Below are 19,720 nucleotides of genomic sequence, written 5' to 3'. Positions count from 1 at the left end.
TCTCCATCGCCCACCCGCGCGAGGTTGTCGTGACCGCCAAACCAGACTCCTATCCGACGAATGTCTCGCTGCTCGGCGTGCCGATCGAAGTTGGCGCCTCGCAGAAGGGCGCACTGATGGGTCCGGCGGCGCTGCGCACGGCGGGCATCGCGCCGCTGCTGGAAAGCCTCGACTTCAAGGTGGAGGACCTCGGCGACATCTCGCCGCGCGATCTCACGTTCAGCGATGAAGCGCCGCCGCCGAATGCGAAGCATTACAGGGAGATCAAGGCCTGGACCCGTGAGACCAGCAAACGCGCTTACGCGATGGCGAAGTCCGGCGCGATTCCGGTTTTCCTCGGCGGCGATCATTCGCTGTCGATGGGCACGGTGAATGGCGTCGCGCGGCACTGGCACGAACAGGAGCGCGAGCTGTTCGTGCTCTGGCTCGACGCCCACGCCGACTACAACACGCCGGCAACAACGATCACCGGCAACATGCACGGCATGTCCGGCGCGTTCCTGTGCGGCGAGCCGGGACTGGACGATCTGTTGCCGCGCAATGAGCGATCCTCCATCGTGACGCGCCAGCTCGGCCTGTTCGGCCTGCGCTCGGTGGACAAGAAGGAGAAGGAGTTGCTCGCGCAGCGCGATGTCTGGATCGCCGACATGCGCCGGATCGACGAGTTCGGCGTCAGCGTGCTGATGCGCGAATTCATCGAGCGGGTGAGGGCGCGCAGCGGCGTCCTCCATGTCAGCCTCGATGTGGATTTTCTCGATCCGGTGTCCGCCCCCGGCGTCGGCACCACGGTGTCGGGCGGGGCGACCTATCGCGAGGCGCATCTCGTCATGGAGATGCTTCAGGATTCAGGTCTGGTGCGCTCGCTCGATCTGGTCGAGCTCAATCCGTTTCTGGACAACCGCGGCCTCACCGCGCGCACCGTGGTCGAATTGGTCGGCTCGCTGTTCGGCCAGCAGATCCATGACCGGCCAACGCCGAGTAATGCGGTGGTGTAGGGGGAACTCTCTAGTTCACCTTCGCGAGTTCATTGATCACGCGGCAATCTGTTACGCGGCCATTTTCGCATGCGTTTACCATGCGCGTCAGTTCGTCGCGTAAAGCAGCCAGACGACGCAGCCGGCTTTCGACGGCCACGAGTTGCGCAGTGGCAAGTTTGGATGCCGTCTTGCAGGATCGTTCGGGCTGCTCTTGCAATGCAAGAAGTGCGCGCACGGAACTGAGATCGAACCCAAGGTCGCGGGCATGTCGGATAAAGGCCAACCGCTGAACGTCCGCCTCAACATAAGATCTACGGCCATTCGCCGCGCGTTCAGCCTTCGGCAGAATGCCCATCCGTTCATAGTACCGGATGGTCTCGATATGAACGCCAGATCGCTTGGAAAGAGTGCCGATGGGCATCATGGGAAACACCTTGCTCCTGTAGTCACTACAGGATGTAGCCTCGGGGGACAATTTAGCAAGGAGTCGGAATATGACGACAGCAGAACTAGATGCGCCGGTTCGGTATCGGGTGACGGGCATGGATTGCTCGTCTTGCGCCGCGAAGATCGAGAGCACTGCGCGTGGCGTCCCAGGCGTGCAGGAAGTCAGGGTTTCCATTGCTTCACAGGAGATGACGCTACGCCTCGATGACTGGGCGGCTACGCTCCCAGAGGTGGAGCGCAAGATTACTGATCTCGGCTACAAGCTCGCCCGCTTACGCACTGACGATGATGACGACAAAGTTCCGGACCTTTCCCATGTTACGCCGGCCTATAAGCGAGCGCTCTGGATCGTGGTTCTTCTCAACGCTGGATACGGTGTTATCGAAATCGTCGGCGGATATATCGCAGGGTCGCAGGCTCTGAAGGCCGATGCGCTCGACTTTCTTGGCGACGGCATGATTTCGTTCTTGGGGTTGATTGCAGTGGGCTGGGGACTCGCGGCGCGCGCTAAGGCGGCGATGCTGCAAGGAATTTTTCTGGGCGTTCTGGGCGTGGGCGTGCTCGTGGCAACCGCCTATCGCGTACTAATCGTGCAGCAGCCGGAAGCGGAGTTAATGGGCATTCTTGGCCTGATCGCGCTTGCGGTGAACGTAGCGGCGGCGGTGGTTCTCCTTCCGCACCGGCATGGTGATGCCAATGTACGCGCGGTTTGGCTGTTCAGCCGAAATGATGCCATCGGGAATGTTGCGGTCGTCATCGCCGCGTTCCTCGTCGCGTGGACGCAGACCCGTTGGCCTGATCTGGTGGTCGCGGTCATCATTGCAGGTCTGTTCCTGCAATCGGCGTTCTCAATCGTTAAAGATGCACGCAACGACTTGAGCACCGTGCGCTCAGGGTAACGCTCGGTAGTTCACTCCCCCACACCCTGCATATACGCGCGGTCTTCTGCCGGCAGTCCGTCCAGCCAAATCTGCTCGTCGCCGGGCTCGGGCAGCACGTGGCCGTATTCCGCCATCTGCCGGGCAGGGATCTCCGTGACGGGAGAAAATGTGGAGCGCGATCATCCAATACCTCCGATGTCGTCCCCGCGAAGGCGGGGACCCACGATCGATGTTGTCGCGATAGCCGGTCACGCCTTCCTTCGCCTTCACCAAGGGCGGTGGTTATGGGTCCCCGCTTTCGCGAGGACGACGTGGAGAGATTACGTCACCGCGTTATGGATACGCGTGATCTCCCTGGCGATGGCGGCTTTCTTCGCGGCGTCGAGCAGTCCTGCGGGAGCGGTGCAGTGACAGGCCGGCATGGATGCCGCGCTGGTTGAAGTGAATCTTCTTGAGGAGGATTAAGGATATCTTCGCACGTTAAGCTGCAAATGCCGCTGCATCGCCGAGCTATTTTCGGCTCCCAAGCCTCTGGCATTGCTGTGTTAAACGCCCGCGCCGCTGTGCGAACACAATTGAGTTGTTGCTTTAAGGCTTCGAGGTGCTACAAGCCGTGCATTCGATTTGCGGCTCAGCTTTTGTTAAAGCGCCCTTTGGACCTTTTCGGTCCCCTCCGGCTCCTTACCCAAAGACATCGCTAGATTGGATTATGCTTCGCGCGACGTCGTGCGGAGTTGCGCATCTACGCGCCTGAAGGATTGTTTGTTATGACGACTGGTACTGTGAAGTGGTTCAACGGCCAAAAGGGCTTTGGTTTCATTCAGCCGAACGATGGCGGCACCGATGTGTTCGTTCACATCAGCGCTGTCGAGCGTGCTGGCCTGACCGGCCTCGCCGAAGGACAGAAGGTTTCGTACGAAGCCAAGGTTGACAAGATGCGCGGCAAGACCAGCGCAGAAAACCTGCAGCTTCTGTAAGGCCTGATCGCGACGACAGCCGGACACCGGTTGTCGCGCCAGCCTTCAATAGAAAAAGAGCCAGGCGCTGCCGCCACGGATGTAACGGCAGCAGCAGCCAGCTTTTCGCTCGTTTCACGGATGTACTGAAACGGACGTCACCAAGCCCCGTCAGAAATGATGGGGCTTTTTGCTGTCGGGCATGATCCCGAAAAGTGGGCACCGGTTTTCGGATCAGATCATGCCCAAATAGACCGGGCATGATCCCGAAAAGTGGGCGCCGGTTTTCGGACCAGATCATGCCCAAACAAACCTGCCATGATCCCGAAAGGCATGCCCTCGGGCGCGACCCGAGGGTGGGCACCAGTTTTAAACAAGGCCGCGCGCACCGGTATCGCAAAATCGAGTTGCCATGCCGCCCTGCTTGCCGGTTAAATCCCGGTCAGGGAGACTGAAATGCTCGACAAGACCAAAGCAGAAAGCGACCACTTCGATGTGCTGATTGTCGGCGCGGGCCTGTCGGGCATCGGCGCGGGCTATCATCTGCAAAGGAATTGCCCCGGCAAGAGCTACGCGATCCTCGAAGGGCGCGAGAGCATCGGCGGCACCTGGGATCTGTTCCGCTATCCCGGCATCCGCTCCGACAGCGACATGTACACGCTCGGCTATTCGTTCAAGCCATGGACCGAGCCCAAGGCGATCGCCGACGGCCCGCGCATTCTCAACTACGTGCGCGAGACCGCGCGCGACAACGGCATCGACAGCAAGATCCGTTTCAACCATCGCGTCAAAAGCGCGTCGTGGTCGTCGAAGGACGCGCGCTGGACGGTGGAGGTGGAGGGGGGGCCTGCCAAGGAAATCGCGCATCTCACCTGCAATTTCCTGTTCATGTGCAGCGGCTATTACTCCTACGAAGGTGGCTATTCGCCGGAGTTTCCGGGGGCCGATCAGTTCACCGGCCGCATCGTCCATCCGCAGAAGTGGACCACCGATATCGATTACGCCGGCAAGCGCGTGGTGGTGATCGGCTCGGGAGCCACCGCCGTGACGCTGGTGCCGGAAATGGCCAGGACCGCCGCGCATGTCACCATGCTGCAGCGTTCGCCGACCTACGTGGTCGCGCGGCCCGCCGAGGACGCGCTCGCCAACAAGCTGCGCAAGAAGCTGCCCGCCAAGCTCGCCTATCACCTGATCCGCTGGCGCAATGTGCTGTTCGGCATGTATTTCTTCCAGCTCTGCCGCCGCAAGCCGGAACGCGCCAAGCAGATGATCCTCGGCGGCGTGCGTCATGCGCTCGGGCCGGACTACGACATCGGTACGCATTTCACGCCGCGCTACAATCCATGGCAGCAGCGGCTGTGCCTGGTGCCGGACGGCGACCTGTTCAAGTCGATCAAGAACGGCCGCGCCTCGGTGGTCACCAACACCATCGACACGTTCACGCCGAAGGGCATCCGCCTTGCCGACGGCAGCGAGCTTGAGGCCGATCTGATTGTCACCGCGACGGGCCTGAACTTGCAGGTGCTCGGCGGGATGCAGGTCAGCGTCGACGGGAGCAAAGTCGATTTCGCGAGCACGCTGAACTACAAGGGCATGATGTATTCGGACGTGCCGAACCTGGCGTCGTCATTCGGCTACACCAACGCCTCGTGGACGCTGAAATGCGATCTCACCTGCGAATATGTCTGCCGCCTGATCAACTATATGGACAAGCGCGGCTACAAGCAGTGCACGCCGCGCAACACCGATCCCGAGGTGAAACAGGAGAACTGGCTCGATTTCACGTCGGGTTATGTGCAGCGCTCGGTGGCGAAGATGCCGAAACAAGGCTCGAAGCGGCCATGGAAGCTTTACCAGAACTACGCGCTGGATATCGTCTCGCTGCGTCTCGGCAAGGTCGATGACGGCGTGATGGTGTATGAGTGACACGACGCGCACCGTCATTCCGGGATGCGCCTTTGGCGCAGATCCGGAATCCATGTCCATCTCTTCCGCCGCAGGATTCCGGGTTCGCTCGCCGCGCTCGCGCCCCGGAATGACGAAACACTGGAGTTTGATGCAATGAAGTCTCTTCCCTTCGCGCTCGGCCTGTTGCTGATCGCGTCGCCGCTCCATGCGGACACGCAGGCGGTCACAGGCAAGGTCGTGGTCAAGCCCGTCATCTCCTCAACGATGACGTCGAGCGGTCAGCCCATCGTGCTGCCGCAAAAGGACGCGCAGGTCATCGTCTCGACCTACGAGATTCCGGCGGGCGCGGTGCTGCCCAAGCACAAGCATCCGTTTCCGCGTTATGGCTACGTGCAGGCGGGCACCATTGAAGTCACCAACGTCGATACCGGCAAGACCGAGACCTTTAAGACCGGCGATTTCATTGTCGAGGCGGTGGATCAATGGCACTTCGGCACGAACAAGGGTCCCGAGCCGGTGAAGCTGCTGGTTATCGACATGGTCGAGAAGGGCCAGCCCAACACGGTGTTGCACAAGTAGACATTTGAATGAAACCTGACAGGCTGGTGAACCGGTTGCGCCGGGTTCGGCTTGGGTGCAACTTCTGGCAAGTTCATTTCAAGCGAGGCGAACCATGCGCTGGCTAAACACGGCTGTGATTATCGTTCTTGTCGCGGGAATCCTGATCTTCGCGTTTCAAAATCTTCAGAGCGTCACGGTGTCCTTCCTCGGTCTGCGGATCACCGCGCCGATGGCGGTGCATGCCTCGATCATCTATCTCGTCGGCATGGCGACGGGCGGCAGTTTGTGGGCATTGATGCGCTGGGCCCTGCGCGGGCCAAAAGAGCCCTAGCGTAATCTGCACGCGCCGGGGCGTTCACATGTGACGGCGGATGAACGCGCCGGCGTTGGCCAGCGCGCGGCGGCCGGGTTCGAGATGTGCGTTCCATAGCGGCCATGCGTGGATCATCTCCGGCCACACCTCCAGGGTGACGTCGACATCGGCGGCGCCCGCTGCCGCTGCAAAACGCACGGCGTCGTCGAGCAGCGTTTCGTGCGAGCCGACCTGTAGCAGTGTCGGCGGAAATCCGTGCAGATCGGAAAACAGCGGTGAGATGCGCGGATCGTTGCGCGCCATTCCGGCAGGCACGAAGGCGTCGGCGAGCTCGCCGAGATAGCCCTTGTGGATGATCGGATCGACGATGTCCTTGGTGACAAGCGACGCACCCGACATGGTGAGGTCGGTCCAGGGCGAGGCCAGCCACGCGCAGGTGGGATGCTCGCCTTGTTCGCGCAGTGTGTTGATCAGCACGGCGGTGAGGTTGCCGCCCGCGCTGTCGCCGCCGATGGCGATCTGCGATGGCAGATAGGCCTGCTTGCGCAAGTATCGCCACGCAGTCATCGCATCGTCCAGCGCTGCGGGAAACGGATGCTCCGGCGCGAGGCGATAGCCGACCGCGAGGGTGCGGATTTTCGCCGCGCGTCCGGCTTCGGTTACCATGCGGCGATGGCTGGTGATCGAGCCCGAGCAATAGCCGCCGCCATGAAAAAACATCAGCACGCGCGAGGCATCGCTGCCGGGCGCCAGCGACCATTCGCCGGGCACGCCGCCGAGGTCGGCGCTTGTGAGTGTGACATCATCGGCGACCGGCCAGACCGAACCGATCTCGTCCAGCCGCTCGCGCCGCTGTGCCCAGCCGACCGGCCGGGCCTTCGCCGTCAGCAGCGCGCGGATCGCGTCGATTTCGGAGGAGGGCATGATGCTACTCCTGTTGCGTGGAGAACCTTACTTCTGTTCGAGCCGCCACACACCGTCCCAGTCATCGCCGGGCGGTGTCGTTGCAAAGCCATCGAGACGCTTGACGAATGTCAGTGACGGGCCGTCATCGGGAACGGCGTCGAGCGCTGCGGCGAACGCGCGGCGTGCGTCGTCCCAGCGCCGGGCGCGATAGGCGGCAAGGCCGTCCGAGTAGTGATCCCGAAGCGCGATGTGAGCCGTCGTCAACGCGCCCTTGCGGCCCATGATCTCGAACACCGTTTGCGGCTGGGTCTGCCCCACCGTCACGATCCGGTCGATCTCGCGGACTTCAATGTCGGCTGCGGCACTTGCAACAGTCGCCTCGGACACCAGGATGCGGCTGCCATAGGCCTTGTTCGCGCCTTCCAGCCGCGATGCAAGGTTCACGGTGTCGCCCATCACGGTGTAGCTCATCATCAGTTCGGAGCCGATGCTGCCGACCAGCGCCTCCCCGGTGGCGATGCCGATGCGAACGTCGAACGGCGCCGGCAGATTGCGGACACCGAGCAGTTCGGGCAGTTCGGCGCGCAATTGCGGGACGATCTCAAGCATATCGAGCGCCGCGATGCTGGCGAGCCGCGCCTGATCTTCGTCTGCGGTGAAGGGAGGTCCCCAATAGGCCATGATGGCGTCGCCGATATATTTGTCGATAATGCCTTCGTGCGCGCGTATCGGACCGGACATCGCCGAGAGATAACGGTTCATCACCTTGACCAGCCCTTGCGGCGTTGTTCCTCGGCTCGTGCCGCTGAATCCCTTCACGTCGCAGAACAGCACGGTCATGACGCGCCGCTGGCCTTCGGAGGCCAGCGCAGGCCGATCGATCAGTCCCTCGACCACGCGCGGATCAATGTACTTTCCGAATGTTTCGCGGATGCGCTCCTTGAGGCGTAACTGCTCGACCATGCTGTTGAACGCGGTGGTGAGCTGGCCGATTTCGTCCTGTGTGGTCACGACGAGCTTTTCCTCGAGATGGCCCGCTTCGACGGCCCGTGCGCCCTCCAGCAGTTTGCGGACAGGGCGCGTCATGCCGGCGCTGACCAGCATGGAGAACACCAACCCCATGATGGCCGCCAGCGCTGTCAGCACCGCGGCAATGATCGTGACCTGGGATTGCTTTTGCCGGGTCCGGTCGGCCTCCGACCGCAGCAACGCAAACATGTCCGCACGGATGGAGTCGAGGCTCTGGTTGAGTTCGTTGCGCAGGGCATCGACGCGCGCGAGGCCGTCGTCGATCGCCTTGGTATCGCCGGTCTCAATCAGCGGCAGCATGCGCTCGATCTCGGTGTTGAGATGACGGCGCGAGACGTTGAGGGCGGTTTCAAGGCGGGTGTCGAGCCGGGCCAGCGCCGTCGGATCGGCGAACGTGACGCCCTTCTGAATCAGGCCGTTGATCAGCAAACGTGCGGCCTGTGCTTCCTGCTCGACTTCAGCGCCCTTGGTCTCGAAGACGCTGCGGATCGCCGTCAGGCGCTCGCTGCCCGCCGGTGAGCGCATCTTTTCGATCACCATCCGGCGCAGCTCCAGCGCCCGTTCGACGGAGCGGATGTTCGCACGCGCCAGATTGCCGTAGGCCGGGATGTAACTGGTCGTCAGCTCTTCGAGGCGTGCGCTGACCTGCATCACCGACACCATGGACAGGATTGCGGTGACCGCCATCAGCACGATGAGCGTCACGGCAATGCCCATGATTTTTCGCCGGATCGACAGCCGGATCATCGCGATTCTCTCATTGAAGAACTTTATCGGGGATGAGGCCGTAGGGACATCCGGTAAAGCGTCGAAGTTGCGGCTTACCTACGCGTCTCCATTCTCTCGCTCATCCTTCAATATCTGCGGTAGGCACAAGTCAAAAATTCTCCAGTGCGCGCGGTCTGAAAGGAGCATTTGAACGAATTCGCAGGCAGTATCCAAGGGCGATCTTGACATTCATGTTGATAGGACTATATTCCTCCTTATCCCGCCCCGTCATGAGGGGCGTTTCGCGATCGTCACGATACGCGGGGCGGGATGCGGTGGCCGCTTGCGGCGCTCGGTTCGTGGCTGTGAAAAGCACCGCGAACGACGACGGCGCAGCAGCGGACGGCCAAAGTCGCGTGGTCCCGGCGTCGCGGTGCTGACGTCGAAAGGAACGGGAGGGTCCGTCGCCCCTGTGGCGGTGGAAGTCACTCACGATCCAGAACGGTGGCGAAAGAGCCGTCCACCGGGGAGAGCGCGAACGAGGCCGTTCCAACCATTGCGTGCGGAACGCCGGATGCCTCCGGCGCAACCGTGGTGACGACGCTCGTGTGCTTTCTACCTTGCACACGGGGCTGCGGATGCGCTTGCGCATCCGGCGTTCCGCGCGCCCTCATTTCGAGGGTGAGGCGAATAAGGACTTCGGGCGCCCCCGCGCCTTTCAAACAACAGGGGCGATGGCGCACATCTGCATGAAAACGGGGAGATGAAGCACAATGCGCATCACACATGCGATGTCGTCCCCGCGCAGGCGGGGACCCACAACCACCGGCCACGGTGATGACAAAGGAAAGAGTTGTCCCGCGCTCGCGACAACATCGATGATTCAGGGAGTATGGGTCCCCGCCTGCACGGGGACGATGCGGAGAGGAATTGTGCAGATCGCTTCAACTCCTTTCGCAGGGACGACATGAAAGGAAGGAAGACAGGCAGGGATCGCGCGATGCGCCCGGAGAATGCGAAATTTTAGAGGCATTGCCTTCCGCGCGCGAAAAATCCATTCTCCCGGCCTCCTTTCCAGCAGACCAAGAAGAAACATGACAGCCTCATCCCGCGAACGTCTCGAACAAGCCCTCACCAAGATTGCCGATCCCGCAGGCGAAGGCGCGCGCGCCTGCCTCACCGTCTATGCCGACGAGGCCCGCAACGCCGCCGACGCCGCCGACGCCCGGATCAAATCCGGCAATTCGCGTGGACCGCTCGACGGCGCGGTCGTGACCATCAAGGATCTGTTCGACGTCAAGGGCGAAGTCACCCGCGCCGGATCGAAGGTGCTGGCTTCGCGCGGCAAGCCCGCGGACGCGGATGCCGTGATCGTTCAGCGCCTGCGCGAGGCGGGTGCCGTGATCGTCGCGAAAACCAACATGACCGAATTCGCCTATTCGGGTCTCGGCGCAAACCCGCACTTTGGAACGCCGGGCAATCCCGCGGACCGCAAGCGCGTGCCCGGCGGCTCGTCCGCGGGTGCTGCGGTGGCCGCAGCTGACGGGATCGGCGAGATCGCCATTGGCACCGACACCGGCGGCTCGACGCGTATTCCGGCGGCGTTTTGCGGCATCACCGGCTTCAAGCCCACAGTAAAGCGCGTGCCGCGCGCGGGCGCGTTCCCGCTGTCGTACTCGCTGGATTCCATCGGGCCGATCGCGCGCAGCGTCGCGGATTGCGCCAATGCCGATGCCGTGCTGGCAGGCGAGACGCCATCGCCGCTGAAGCCGCTCGCGCTCAAGGACGTGCGCGCCGGCTTCGTGCAGGGCTATCCCATTGAGGGTCTCGATGACATCGTCGGCAAGGCCTATCCGCAGGCGCTGGCGAAGCTTGCCTCAAGCTGGAAATCGGGCGCTGACGTCACGCTGAAGGCGCTGGATATCATGCACACCGCCAATGAGCGCGGCGGCGTCGCTCCGCCGGAGGCGTACGCAGTCCATCGCACGCTGCTCGCCGAGGCGGGCGAGGGCGTCGATCCGAACGTGCGGATGCGCCTGCTGCGCTCCGAGAAGGTCACCGCCGCCGACTACATCCTCGCGATGCGTGATCGCGAACGCGGTATCGCGCAGATGGATGCGGTGTTCGATCAGGCCGATGTGCTGGTGATGCCGACGGTGCAGATCGTCGCGCCGACCATGGACGAGGTGTCTACGCCGGAGAGCTTCAACAAGCGCAACGTCCAGGCGCTGATGAACACCGTGATCTGGAATTTCTTCGATACCTGCGCGATCTCGCTGCCGATCAGGTTCGGCAATGCGCTGCCTGTCGGGCTGATGCTGGTCGGCCGCCACGGCGACGACCGCAAGCTGCTCGCCATCGCGGCGGCGGTCGAGAAGCAACTGGGGGCGTAAGATGTGGATGATGAAGCGGACGTAGCTTCAACATCTTCAATCGTCATCACCGGGCTTGACCAGGTGATCCATCGTACTAAATGCCGATGAAAAAAGATGGATGGCCGGGTACAGGCGAGCGGAAGCGCCGCCGTTCTTTGAGCGGCTCCGCCCGGCCATGACAGTTTGAGATATACGGCTTCAGCCGATCGCGACCTTCAGCGTGCCGATGCCGTCGATGCCGCATTCGATCTTGTCGCCGGGCGCAAGGGCCGCGACGCCGGCGGGGGTGCCGGTCAGGATGATGTCACCCGCGCCGAGCGAGACCTGCAGCGAAAGCTTGCCGATGATCTCGGCGACGTTCCAGATCATCTCGGAGAGGTCGCCCTTCTGCTTCTCGGTGCCGTTGACCGAAAGCCAGATCTTGCCCTTTACCGGGTGGCCGATCTCGGCTGCGGGACGCAGCGCACCGCAGGGTGCGGAGAAATCGAACGACTTGCCGATCTCCCAGGGCTGCTCCTTCTTGCGCGACGCCATCTGCAAATCCCGGCGTGTGAGGTCGATGCCGACGCCGTAGCCGTAGACATGATCGAGCGCCTTGGCGGGATCGATGTTGGCGCCGCCGCTTTTCAGCGCGACCACCAATTCGACCTCATGCTGGAAATCCTTGGTCAGCGACGGATACGGGATCGTAGCGCCGTCGCCGGCGACCATGTCGGCATGCTTGGCGAAGAAGAACGGCGGCTGGCGCTCGTCGTTGCCCATTTCGCGGATGTGCTCGAGATAATTGCGGCCCACGCACCAGATGCGGCGCACCGGAAAGGCTTTCGATTCGCCGGCAACAGGAATGGATGGCTGCGTGAGTGCGGGAATGACGAAGTTGGCGCTCATGGGGATTCCGGTGTCTGGGAGGGAAAACGGAAAGGCGGGAGCAACGATCCTATGCGCTGGCGGCGACCGGAGCCAGCGGATTGGCATCACGATGCTGCAGGCGGAAGAACGAGGCGTAACGTCCGCCGCGCCGCAGCAAGTCGTCATGGCCGCCGGTCTCGACGATGGTGCCGTTCTCGACCACCAGAATCTGGTCGGCATGCATGATGGTGTGCAGGCGGTGCGCGATGACGATGGTGGTGCGGTTCTGGCACAGATGCTCGATGGCTTCCTGCACCTGCTTCTCGGATTCTGAATCCAAAGCGGCGGTGGCTTCATCGAGCAGGATGATCGGAGCATCCTTCACCAGCGCGCGGGCAATCGCAATGCGCTGACGCTGGCCGCCGGAGAGCTGCGTGCCATGCTCGCCGACAGGGGTGTCGTAGCCGAGCGGGAAGCCCATGATGAAGTCGTGGGCGCAGGCCGCTTTCGCTGCGTTGACGATCTCGTCGTTCGACGCTCCGGGGCGGCCGAAGGAGATGTTCTCGCGGATGGTGTCGCGGAACAGGTAGACGTCCTGCCCGACATACGCGGTCTGCTGGCGCAGCGAGCGCCGGGATACATCGGAGATGATCTGCCCGTCGATAACGATCGCACCGAACTTGGCCTCGTAAAGCCGCAGCAGCAGCGCCAGCACGGTGGATTTTCCGCCGCCGGAAGGACCGACCAGCGCGGTGACCTTGCCGGGCTCGGCCACGAAGCTCATGCGGTTGAGTACTGTCTCGTTGCTGCGGTAGGCAAAAGTCACGTCGCGGAACTCGACCTTGGCCTCGGTCAGCTTCAACGCCGGCTTGTCGCTGTCGTCCGGTTCCGTCGCGGGGCTGTCGACGATTTCGAGCAGCTTGCGCGCGCCAATCAGGTGGCTATTGAGTTCGATGTTGAGGCGCGCGAGGCGCTTGGCCGGTTCATAGGCCAGCAGAAACGCGGTGATGAAGGAGAAAAACTCTCCGGGCGTCGCACCTGTCGCGATCACGCGATAGCCGCCATACATCAGGCAACCGGCGATGGCGAAGCCGCCGAGCATTTCCATCAGCGGGCTGGAACGGCTTTGCACCCGCGCCATCTTGTTGGCGTTGGCCTCGACCACGCCGATGCTCTTGTCGATCCGCGCCTGCATCGTGTCTTCGAGCGTGAAGGCCTTGACGGTGCGGATGCCCTGCAGGGATTCCTGCATGGTTTCGAGAATGTCGGCGTTTCCGGTAAACTGGTCATGGGCGAGATGCTTGATCCGGCGCACCAGCTTGCGGATAAAGAACAGCGCCGGCGGTGCGATCAGCAGGCCGCCCAGCGACATCCATGGATCCTGAATGACCATCACGGCGGCAAGACCGATCAGCGACAGGAAGTCGCGGCCGACTGCGCTGATCAGGAGGCTCAACACCTGCGTCACCGCCTGAGCGCCGGCGGTCAGGCGCGCGAGAAATTCGGACGAATGGCGTTCGGAAAAGAAACCGACATTCTCGCGCATCAGCTTGGCGAACAGCCGGCGCTGGTTGCTGGCCAGAATGGCGTTGCTGATCTTGGACAGGATCACCGTGTGACCGTAGGTCGCGGCACCCTTGAGCGTGAACAGAGCGATGATCACCAGCGACAGCAGGACGATGCCGTGGACGCTGCGATTGACATAGGTCTGGTTGATGACTTCGCCGAGCAGCCAGGCGGATGCCGCAGTGGTTCCCGCCGAGACTGCCATCAACGTGAACGCGACCGCATAGCGCCGCCAATGCTGGAGGCCCTGTTCGGTGATCAGGCGGCGAATAAGAGCGGCCGCCCCATAAGGGTCGTCGGTGATTTTTCGTGGAAGCTCGGTCATCCGCGTTCCAGTGACGGCCGGCGCAACCGGCGCCCCGTCAGGGTTTATGCGATGTCCGTCTCTTGCCCGCTATGGACCGGATTTTCAAGCGAAATCAGGGCTTTTTGGTCAATTCTACACTACGCTGAGACTGCCTGCCGGCCGTCCCGCTGACGTTCGACAAGCAGCTTTTCCTCCCATGCCAGCGCGTGGCGGGCGATGGTGTCGAGGTTGTCGTATTGCGGCGTCCAGTCCAGCGTGGCGCGGATGCGTGCGGTGTCCGCAATCATGGTCATGATGTCGCCGGGGCGGCGTTCGGCATACTGGACGGCGAAATTGCGCCCGGAGGCGCGGCGCACGGCTTCGATGGTTTCGAGCACGGAATAGCCGCGGCCATAACCGCAGTTCAGAGTAGCGGACGGGCCGCCGCCTTCGAGATACGCAAGCGCTGCGCAATGGGCCTGCGCCAGATCGCTGACATGGATGAAATCGCGAACGCAACTTCCATCGACGGTCGGATAGTCGGTCCCGAACACGTCGATCTTGGCGCGCTGGCCGGTCGCCGCTTCAACCGCAATCTTCAGGAGATGCGTTGCGCCGACGGTCGCGAGACCGATGCGCGCCTGCGGATCGGCGCCGGCGACGTTGAAGTAGCGCAGCACCACATAATGCATGCCGTGCGCTGAGGCGACATCGTGCAGCATGATCTCGGTCATCAGCTTCGATGAACCGTATGGCGACATCGGGCGCGTCGGCGCCTCTTCGGCAACAGGCGTCCGGTCCGGATTGCCATAAACGGCCGCCGTCGATGAAAAGATGAAGCGGCTGATGTTGCACTTGACCGCTGCGTTCAGAAGGTTGCGCGTGGTCATCGTGTTGTTGCGGTAATAACCGAGCGGATCACGCATCGAGTCCGGGACGACCACCGAGCCCGCGAAATGGACGATTGAACTGACATTGTGCGCGGCGATCACGCCTTCGACGAGGTTTTCGTCGGAGACATCGCCGATGAACAGCGGCACGCCTTCCGGCAGGAACTGCGAGAAGCCGGTCGAGAGATTGTCGACGACCACGACGCTCTCGCCCGCATCAACCAGCGCGCGAACCGTATGGCTGCCGATGTAACCTGCACCCCCGGTGACCAGTACTGTCATGGCATTCAAATCCGTATCGTTTCCGCGCTCCGTCAGTCGCGCTTGCGCGGCGGAATGTGGAGCGAACTTGTTGCCGGAAGCTTGCAGAGAAACGATGGAAATGGGGTATAAGGCCGAACTTTCGGGGTGAATCCCTTGGATTTTCCCGCAGGAACGCGGTTTATGGTTTCCAAAACGTAACGCCAGTGTCCCGTATCCGACGTTCGCCTCACTTTGCTGCGCGTTCTGGGCGAACGTCGGATACGAAAGGACACTAGCAAAATGTAATTCTAGTGATCCTTTGGTTCTGACTTTCGTAAAGTGCCTGCGAAGGAGATGATACGAATGTCGGAACCGGATCACTAATTCACGAGTCCGGGCCGATCACGCCGATGCATGGTATTATGTTCATCAAGACATCATCGCTCGGGGATGTCGTGCATCATATGCCGGCGGTGACCGACGCGCGCCGTTACCGGCCCGACGCGCGGATGACGTGGGTTGTAGAGGAGGCCTTTGCGCCGCTTGCGCGGCTTCATCCCGCCGTGAACGAAGTAATCCCGGTTTCGACGCGGCGCTGGCGCTCTCAGTTGCTGCGTTCCGAGACATGGAGCGAAGTGTCGGCTTTCAAAGCAAAGTTGAAGTCGATCGAGGCTGAGAAGGTGATCGACACACAGGGCCTGATCCGGTCGGCATTGATCGCGCGGACTGCCACTGGTGAACGGCACGGCTATGACGCGTCGAGCATTCGAGAACCGGTGGCGTCGTGGTTCTACGATATCAAGCATGCGGTTGCGCGCGATCAGCATGCGGTGACGCGCAACCGGCTGCTGACCGGGTTAAGTCTGGGCTATTCGCCGGACGCGACAATCGATTACGGATTGGTCAAGCCGCCAAGGGAAGGCGGTGCGCCCTATGCTGTGTTGCTGCATGGAACGTCACGCGCCGCCAAGGAGTGGCGTGAGGTTGATTGGATCGGCACCGGCAAGTGGCTGCGCGAGCAAGGCCTCGACGTGGTGCTGCCGTGGGGGAATGAGCGCGAGCGCTTGCGCTGCAAACGTCTTGCGGCCGCAATTCCCGGAAGCCGCATTCTCGAACGCCAGCCGCTCGATGCGACGGCGAAAGTGATTGCCAACGCCGCGCTGGTGGTCGGCGTCGATACCGGATTGCTGCATCTGGCTGCCGCGTACAGTGTCCCGCTGATCGCAGTGTTTCTTGCAACCGATCCGGGTCTGACCGGTCCCGTCGGCAACGGCTCGATCACGGTGGTCGGCGGGAAGGATGTTTATCCGTCGTTCGATCGGGTCATCGCCGCCGCGCAGAAATTGTCGCTTAAGCCCTGACGCGCTTCGTCAGGATTGCTTTCACGCAGCCCGAAATATCGTTTCCGGAAAACAGATAACCTTCGATGCCTGCTGCTGTACCGGCATCGAGATCCCGCTGCTTGTCTCCGATGACGAAACTGCGCTCGGCCTCGACAGGCCAGTGCTTCATGAGATCGAGGATCATGCCCGGCTGCGGCTTGCGCCAGTGGCATTCGCGCGTGTAGCCCGGCACGGTGCCGTCGGGATGATGCGGACAGTAACGAAAGTCGTCGATGCGTGCGCCGTCGCGTGCCAGTTCATCGCGCATCCAGTTGTGCAGAGTGCGAACATCGTCCTCTGAGAAGAACCCGCGTGCGACGCCGGACTGGTTGGTGAAGACGAAAACGTAGTAGCCGGCGTCGTTCAGCATCTTAATGGCGCTCGCCACGCCCGGCATCCAGCGAAGGCGCTCGCGGGTGCCGACGTAGGCATCGTCGAGATTGATCACGCCGTCGCGGTCGAGAAACGCCGCAGGCTTTCTGTCCAAAGTCATTTTGCTTTCGTTGCCGAGATCAGCGCCTGCTCGACCTCGTCGCAGATCGCATGCATCGCCATCATGTGAACCTGCTGGATCACCGGTGTGTCGTCGGTTGGCGCGACGAACAGATGATCGCATGCCGCGCGCATGCTCTCGCCCTTGGTGCCGGTGAAACCGATGGTCGCTACGCCCATGTCGCGCGCTGTTTTAAGCGCAGCAAGGATGTTCGGCGAACGACCGGACGTCGTCAGCGCGAACAAAATGTCACCGCGACGGGCGAGGCCCTGCACCTGCCGTGCGAACACCTGTTCGAAGCCGTAGTCGTTGGCGATGGCCGTCAGCGCAGAGGTGTCGGTGGTGAGTGCGATCGCGGCCCAGCCGGGACGTTCCTGCTTGTAGCGGCCGACGACTTCGGCGGCGATGTGCTGGGCATCGGCCGCGCTGCCGCCATTGCCGATCAGGAGCAGCTTGTTGCCGGCTTTCAGTGCGTCCGTTACTGCCCGCGCAATCGCGTGCGTCGTTGCCAGCAGTTCGTTGCTCTGCACGGCCTTGGTCAGCCCGGCGAGCGAGCTCTGAAAATGCGCGACAATCCGATCCTGGCTCACATGTCACCGCGTTCGTTCAGGTTTCACTTCAGTGGTCGTCACGAGTGGTAGTGATGGTGCGATACGGGCGCAAGTGCGGCCACGGTTCGAGATTAACGTGCGCCAGCCGTGGCTATCACGCCTTGCGCAATGTCTACGACCTCCGATGCCGGGATATCGCGCATGCAATGATGATCGTTCATGGTGCAAACCGGACGATGACAGGGCTGGCAGGGCAGGTCGGTCGCCCGCTTGATAGTGGCGGCAAGGCCGTTCAGCGGCGCCCAGTGATAGGGGCTGGTCGGGCCGAAGATCCCGATGGCCGGGGTGCCAATGGCGGCGGCGATGTGCATCAGGCCGGAGTCATTGGAGATCACCGTTTTCGCAGCCGCCAGCGCCATGATGCCGTTGCGCAAATCCGTACCGGTGAGGTCGCGAACGCGTGGTCCCGCGAAATTGACGATCTCCGTGGCGATGGCTTTTTCGCCGGGGCCGCCAACCACCCAGACGTCGAGGCCCTGCTCGGCGAACATGCGAGCGGCTTCAGCGTAGTAGGTCCAGCGTTTCGACGCGCCGACCGATCCGGGGGCCAGTGCCACTGCGGCGGTTTGGCCCAGATTGTTGGCTTGCCGCCACGCCGCGACTTCTGCGGGCGGCACTACCAGCTGCGGAACCGGCCACTCTTTCGGCAGCGGCGCATCGGCGGGCAGGGCGAGGGCGGCATTCTTGTCGATAAAACGGGGCATCTTCCGCTCGCCCCAACGCCAGTCATTGATCAGCCCGAAGCGAACCTCGCCGACGAAGCCGGTCCGCTGCGGAATGCCTGCAAGGGTCGGGGCGATGGCCGCCTTCCATGTCCGGGGCATCACCAGGGCGGTGCCATAGCCCGCGTCGCGGAGTTGTCTGGCCAGCGCCCACTGCTTGCTCATGGCAAGTCGCCCGCGGGGCAGGTCCCAAGTGATGCCTCTGCGGACGCCGGGCATGTAATCCACCAGCGGAGCGCACAGGCTGGTCACCAGGAGATCGACCGACCGGTTCGGCCAGCGCTCCTTGAGGACCCGGACCACCGTATGTCCACGGACGAAATCCCCGATCCACATGTACGGAATCACCAGAATGGGACTGGTTTCCGAGGGATCGGGCGAAACCTTCAATTCGTCTAGAAATGAATTTTTATTCATTTATTGAAGGGCTTTGCAGCCATTTCCGTGGTTTGGGAGAATTGTGCACATTCAGCCGGTTACCGCGTCACTTGAGCGGCGTCCAGATGCGTTTTTACACGCCCCCCATGGAGCGCTGCCCTTCACCACACCAGCGGACGTGAGTTGCTTGCCGGGCGCGAGTGAGGCAAAGGTGACCCGCGTCAATTGGGCGGGATTCCTTCATGCTGCTGGTGACCGGCGGAGCCGGTTTTATCGGGTCGAACGTCGTCGCCGCCCTCAACGATGCGGGCCGCGCGGACGTGGCCGTTTGCGACTTTCTCGGCAGCGACGGCAAGTGGCGCAATCTCGCCAAGCGGCAGCTCGCCGACGTGGTTCCGCCGGCTGAACTAATGCCGTGGCTGGATGGCCGCAAACTAGACGCCATCATTCATCTCGGTGCGATCTCGGAGACAACGGCCACTGACGGCGATCTCGTGATCGAGACCAATTTCCGCCTCTCGATGCGGCTGCTCGACTGGTGCACGGCAAATTCCGTTCCGTTCATCTATGCCTCGTCCGCGGCGACTTATGGCGATGGGGACCAGGGATTCCGTGACGATGCGTCCCTCGATGCTCTGAAGAAGCTGCGGCCGATGAACCTCTACGGCTGGAGCAAGCATCTGTTCGACATGGCGGTGGCTGAACGGCTCGCGAAGGGCGAGAAGATGCCGCCGCTATGGGCGGGTCTCAAGTTCTTCAATGTGTTCGGCCCGAATGAATACCATAAGGGCACCATGATGAGCGTGCTCGCCCGCCGCTTTGACGACATCAGGTCCGGGCGCACTGTCCAATTGTTCAAGTCCCATCGAGACGGCATCGCCGATGGCGACCAGCGGCGCGATTTCATTCACGTCGATGACGTCGTACGCGTGATCATGTGGTTGCTGGCGGCGCGCTCCGTCAACGGCATTTTCAATGTCGGGACCGGCAAGGCGCGCAGCTTCCGCGACCTGATTCTTGCGGCCTATGGTGCGCTCGGCGCCAAGCCGAACATCGAATACATCGACATGCCGGAACAAATTCGCGACAGTTATCAGTACTTCACCGAAGCAGAGGTCGATCATCTGCGCGGCGCAGGTTACAATGGCGGCTTCACGGCGCTGGAAGATGCCGTCGGCAGCTATGTCAGGGATTTTCTCGACCGGCCCGATCGCTACCGCTGATCGTGCAACCAGTGGT

The 19,720-nt window shown here is 62.1% G+C and carries 18 protein-coding genes; 9 read left to right on the top strand and 9 right to left on the bottom strand.

Annotated elements, in window-relative coordinates; translation table 11 throughout:
- The first annotated feature begins 29 nt into the window (after window positions 1-29).
- Window positions 30-995, top strand: a complete 966-nt coding sequence (gene rocF, locus BN32_RS10865; protein ID WP_019198218.1) for an arginase — start codon at window positions 30-32, stop codon at window positions 993-995.
- Between the two features lie 10 nt (window positions 996-1,005).
- Here the strand turns inward: rocF and BN32_RS10860 are convergent, their stop codons facing one another.
- A complete protein-coding gene (locus tag BN32_RS10860; RefSeq protein WP_019198217.1) occupies window positions 1,006-1,401 on the bottom strand; it encodes a MerR family transcriptional regulator in 396 nt (131 codons plus the stop codon).
- A gap of 70 nt (window positions 1,402-1,471) precedes the next feature.
- Here BN32_RS10860 and BN32_RS10855 point away from each other — a divergent pair, with 70 nt between their 5' ends.
- From BN32_RS10855 to BN32_RS10830, 5 genes are all read left to right on the top strand, one after another.
- The gene (locus BN32_RS10855) at window positions 1,472-2,323 is read left to right on the top strand and encodes a cation diffusion facilitator family transporter (protein ID WP_040425641.1); all 852 of its coding nucleotides are present in this window, start codon (window positions 1,472-1,474) and stop codon (window positions 2,321-2,323) included.
- Window positions 2,324-3,072: 749 nt separating this feature from the next.
- On the top strand, window positions 3,073-3,282 hold the full coding sequence (locus tag BN32_RS10845; RefSeq protein ID WP_019198213.1) for a cold-shock protein: 210 nt from the start codon (window positions 3,073-3,075) through the stop codon (window positions 3,280-3,282).
- Window positions 3,283-3,717: 435 nt separating this feature from the next.
- A complete protein-coding gene (locus BN32_RS10840) occupies window positions 3,718-5,187 on the top strand; it encodes a flavin-containing monooxygenase (protein ID WP_019198212.1) in 1,470 nt (489 codons plus the stop codon).
- A gap of 135 nt (window positions 5,188-5,322) precedes the next feature.
- Window positions 5,323-5,748, top strand: coding sequence for a cupin domain-containing protein (locus BN32_RS10835; RefSeq protein ID WP_040426285.1), 426 nt, complete (start codon window positions 5,323-5,325; stop codon window positions 5,746-5,748).
- 94 nt (window positions 5,749-5,842) lie between these two features.
- A complete protein-coding gene (locus BN32_RS10830; RefSeq protein WP_019198210.1) occupies window positions 5,843-6,061 on the top strand; it encodes a LapA family protein in 219 nt (72 codons plus the stop codon).
- A gap of 24 nt (window positions 6,062-6,085) precedes the next feature.
- Here the strand turns inward: BN32_RS10830 and BN32_RS10825 are convergent, their stop codons facing one another.
- Both BN32_RS10825 and BN32_RS10820 read right to left on the bottom strand, forming a co-directional pair.
- A complete protein-coding gene (locus tag BN32_RS10825) occupies window positions 6,086-6,967 on the bottom strand; it encodes an alpha/beta hydrolase (protein WP_019198209.1) in 882 nt (293 codons plus the stop codon).
- Window positions 6,968-6,994: 27 nt separating this feature from the next.
- A complete protein-coding gene (locus BN32_RS10820) occupies window positions 6,995-8,725 on the bottom strand; it encodes an adenylate/guanylate cyclase domain-containing protein (RefSeq protein ID WP_019198208.1) in 1,731 nt (576 codons plus the stop codon).
- 1,055 nt (window positions 8,726-9,780) lie between these two features.
- Here BN32_RS10820 and BN32_RS10810 point away from each other — a divergent pair.
- A complete protein-coding gene (locus BN32_RS10810) occupies window positions 9,781-11,079 on the top strand; it encodes an amidase (RefSeq protein WP_019198206.1) in 1,299 nt (432 codons plus the stop codon).
- A gap of 180 nt (window positions 11,080-11,259) precedes the next feature.
- On the opposite strand, the gene BN32_RS10805 is transcribed toward BN32_RS10810, so the two are convergent.
- From BN32_RS10805 to galE, 3 genes are all read right to left on the bottom strand, one after another.
- On the bottom strand, window positions 11,260-11,949 hold the full coding sequence (locus BN32_RS10805) for a fumarylacetoacetate hydrolase family protein (RefSeq protein WP_019198205.1): 690 nt from the start codon (window positions 11,947-11,949) through the stop codon (window positions 11,260-11,262).
- A gap of 49 nt (window positions 11,950-11,998) precedes the next feature.
- Window positions 11,999-13,801: an ABC transporter ATP-binding protein gene (locus BN32_RS10800; RefSeq protein ID WP_019198204.1), complete on the bottom strand. Its 1,803-nt coding sequence runs from the start codon at window positions 13,799-13,801 to the stop codon at window positions 11,999-12,001.
- Between the two features lie 119 nt (window positions 13,802-13,920).
- Window positions 13,921-14,934 (bottom strand): UDP-glucose 4-epimerase GalE, encoded by a 1,014-nt coding sequence (galE, locus tag BN32_RS10795; RefSeq protein ID WP_019198203.1) that lies wholly within the window; start codon window positions 14,932-14,934, stop codon window positions 13,921-13,923.
- 371 nt (window positions 14,935-15,305) lie between these two features.
- Here galE and waaC point away from each other — a divergent pair, with 371 nt between their 5' ends.
- On the top strand, window positions 15,306-16,256 hold the full coding sequence (gene waaC / locus BN32_RS10790) for a lipopolysaccharide heptosyltransferase I (RefSeq protein ID WP_040425640.1): 951 nt from the start codon (window positions 15,306-15,308) through the stop codon (window positions 16,254-16,256).
- On the opposite strand, the gene BN32_RS10785 is transcribed toward waaC, so the two are convergent.
- From BN32_RS10785 to waaF, 3 genes are all read right to left on the bottom strand, one after another.
- On the bottom strand, window positions 16,246-16,770 hold the full coding sequence (locus tag BN32_RS10785; RefSeq protein ID WP_019198201.1) for a D-glycero-alpha-D-manno-heptose-1,7-bisphosphate 7-phosphatase: 525 nt from the start codon (window positions 16,768-16,770) through the stop codon (window positions 16,246-16,248). The two genes, waaC and BN32_RS10785, sit on opposite strands and share 11 nt — an antisense overlap.
- A complete protein-coding gene (locus tag BN32_RS10780; RefSeq protein WP_019198200.1) occupies window positions 16,767-17,360 on the bottom strand; it encodes a D-sedoheptulose 7-phosphate isomerase in 594 nt (197 codons plus the stop codon). The genes BN32_RS10785 and BN32_RS10780 overlap by 4 nt, the downstream gene beginning before the upstream one ends.
- A gap of 92 nt (window positions 17,361-17,452) precedes the next feature.
- Window positions 17,453-18,520: a lipopolysaccharide heptosyltransferase II gene (waaF, locus tag BN32_RS10775; RefSeq protein ID WP_040425639.1), complete on the bottom strand. Its 1,068-nt coding sequence runs from the start codon at window positions 18,518-18,520 to the stop codon at window positions 17,453-17,455.
- Window positions 18,521-18,723: 203 nt separating this feature from the next.
- Here waaF and rfaD point away from each other — a divergent pair, with 203 nt between their 5' ends.
- Window positions 18,724-19,704, top strand: coding sequence for an ADP-glyceromanno-heptose 6-epimerase (gene rfaD, locus BN32_RS10770; RefSeq protein ID WP_019198198.1), 981 nt, complete (start codon window positions 18,724-18,726; stop codon window positions 19,702-19,704).
- Window positions 19,705-19,720: the final 16 nt, after the last annotated feature.

It is taken from the genome of Afipia birgiae 34632 (genome assembly GCF_000308295.2).
In the GTDB taxonomy this organism is placed as follows: domain Bacteria; phylum Pseudomonadota; class Alphaproteobacteria; order Rhizobiales; family Xanthobacteraceae; genus Afipia; species Afipia birgiae.
This window is presented reverse-complemented; position numbering and strand designations above follow the sequence as displayed.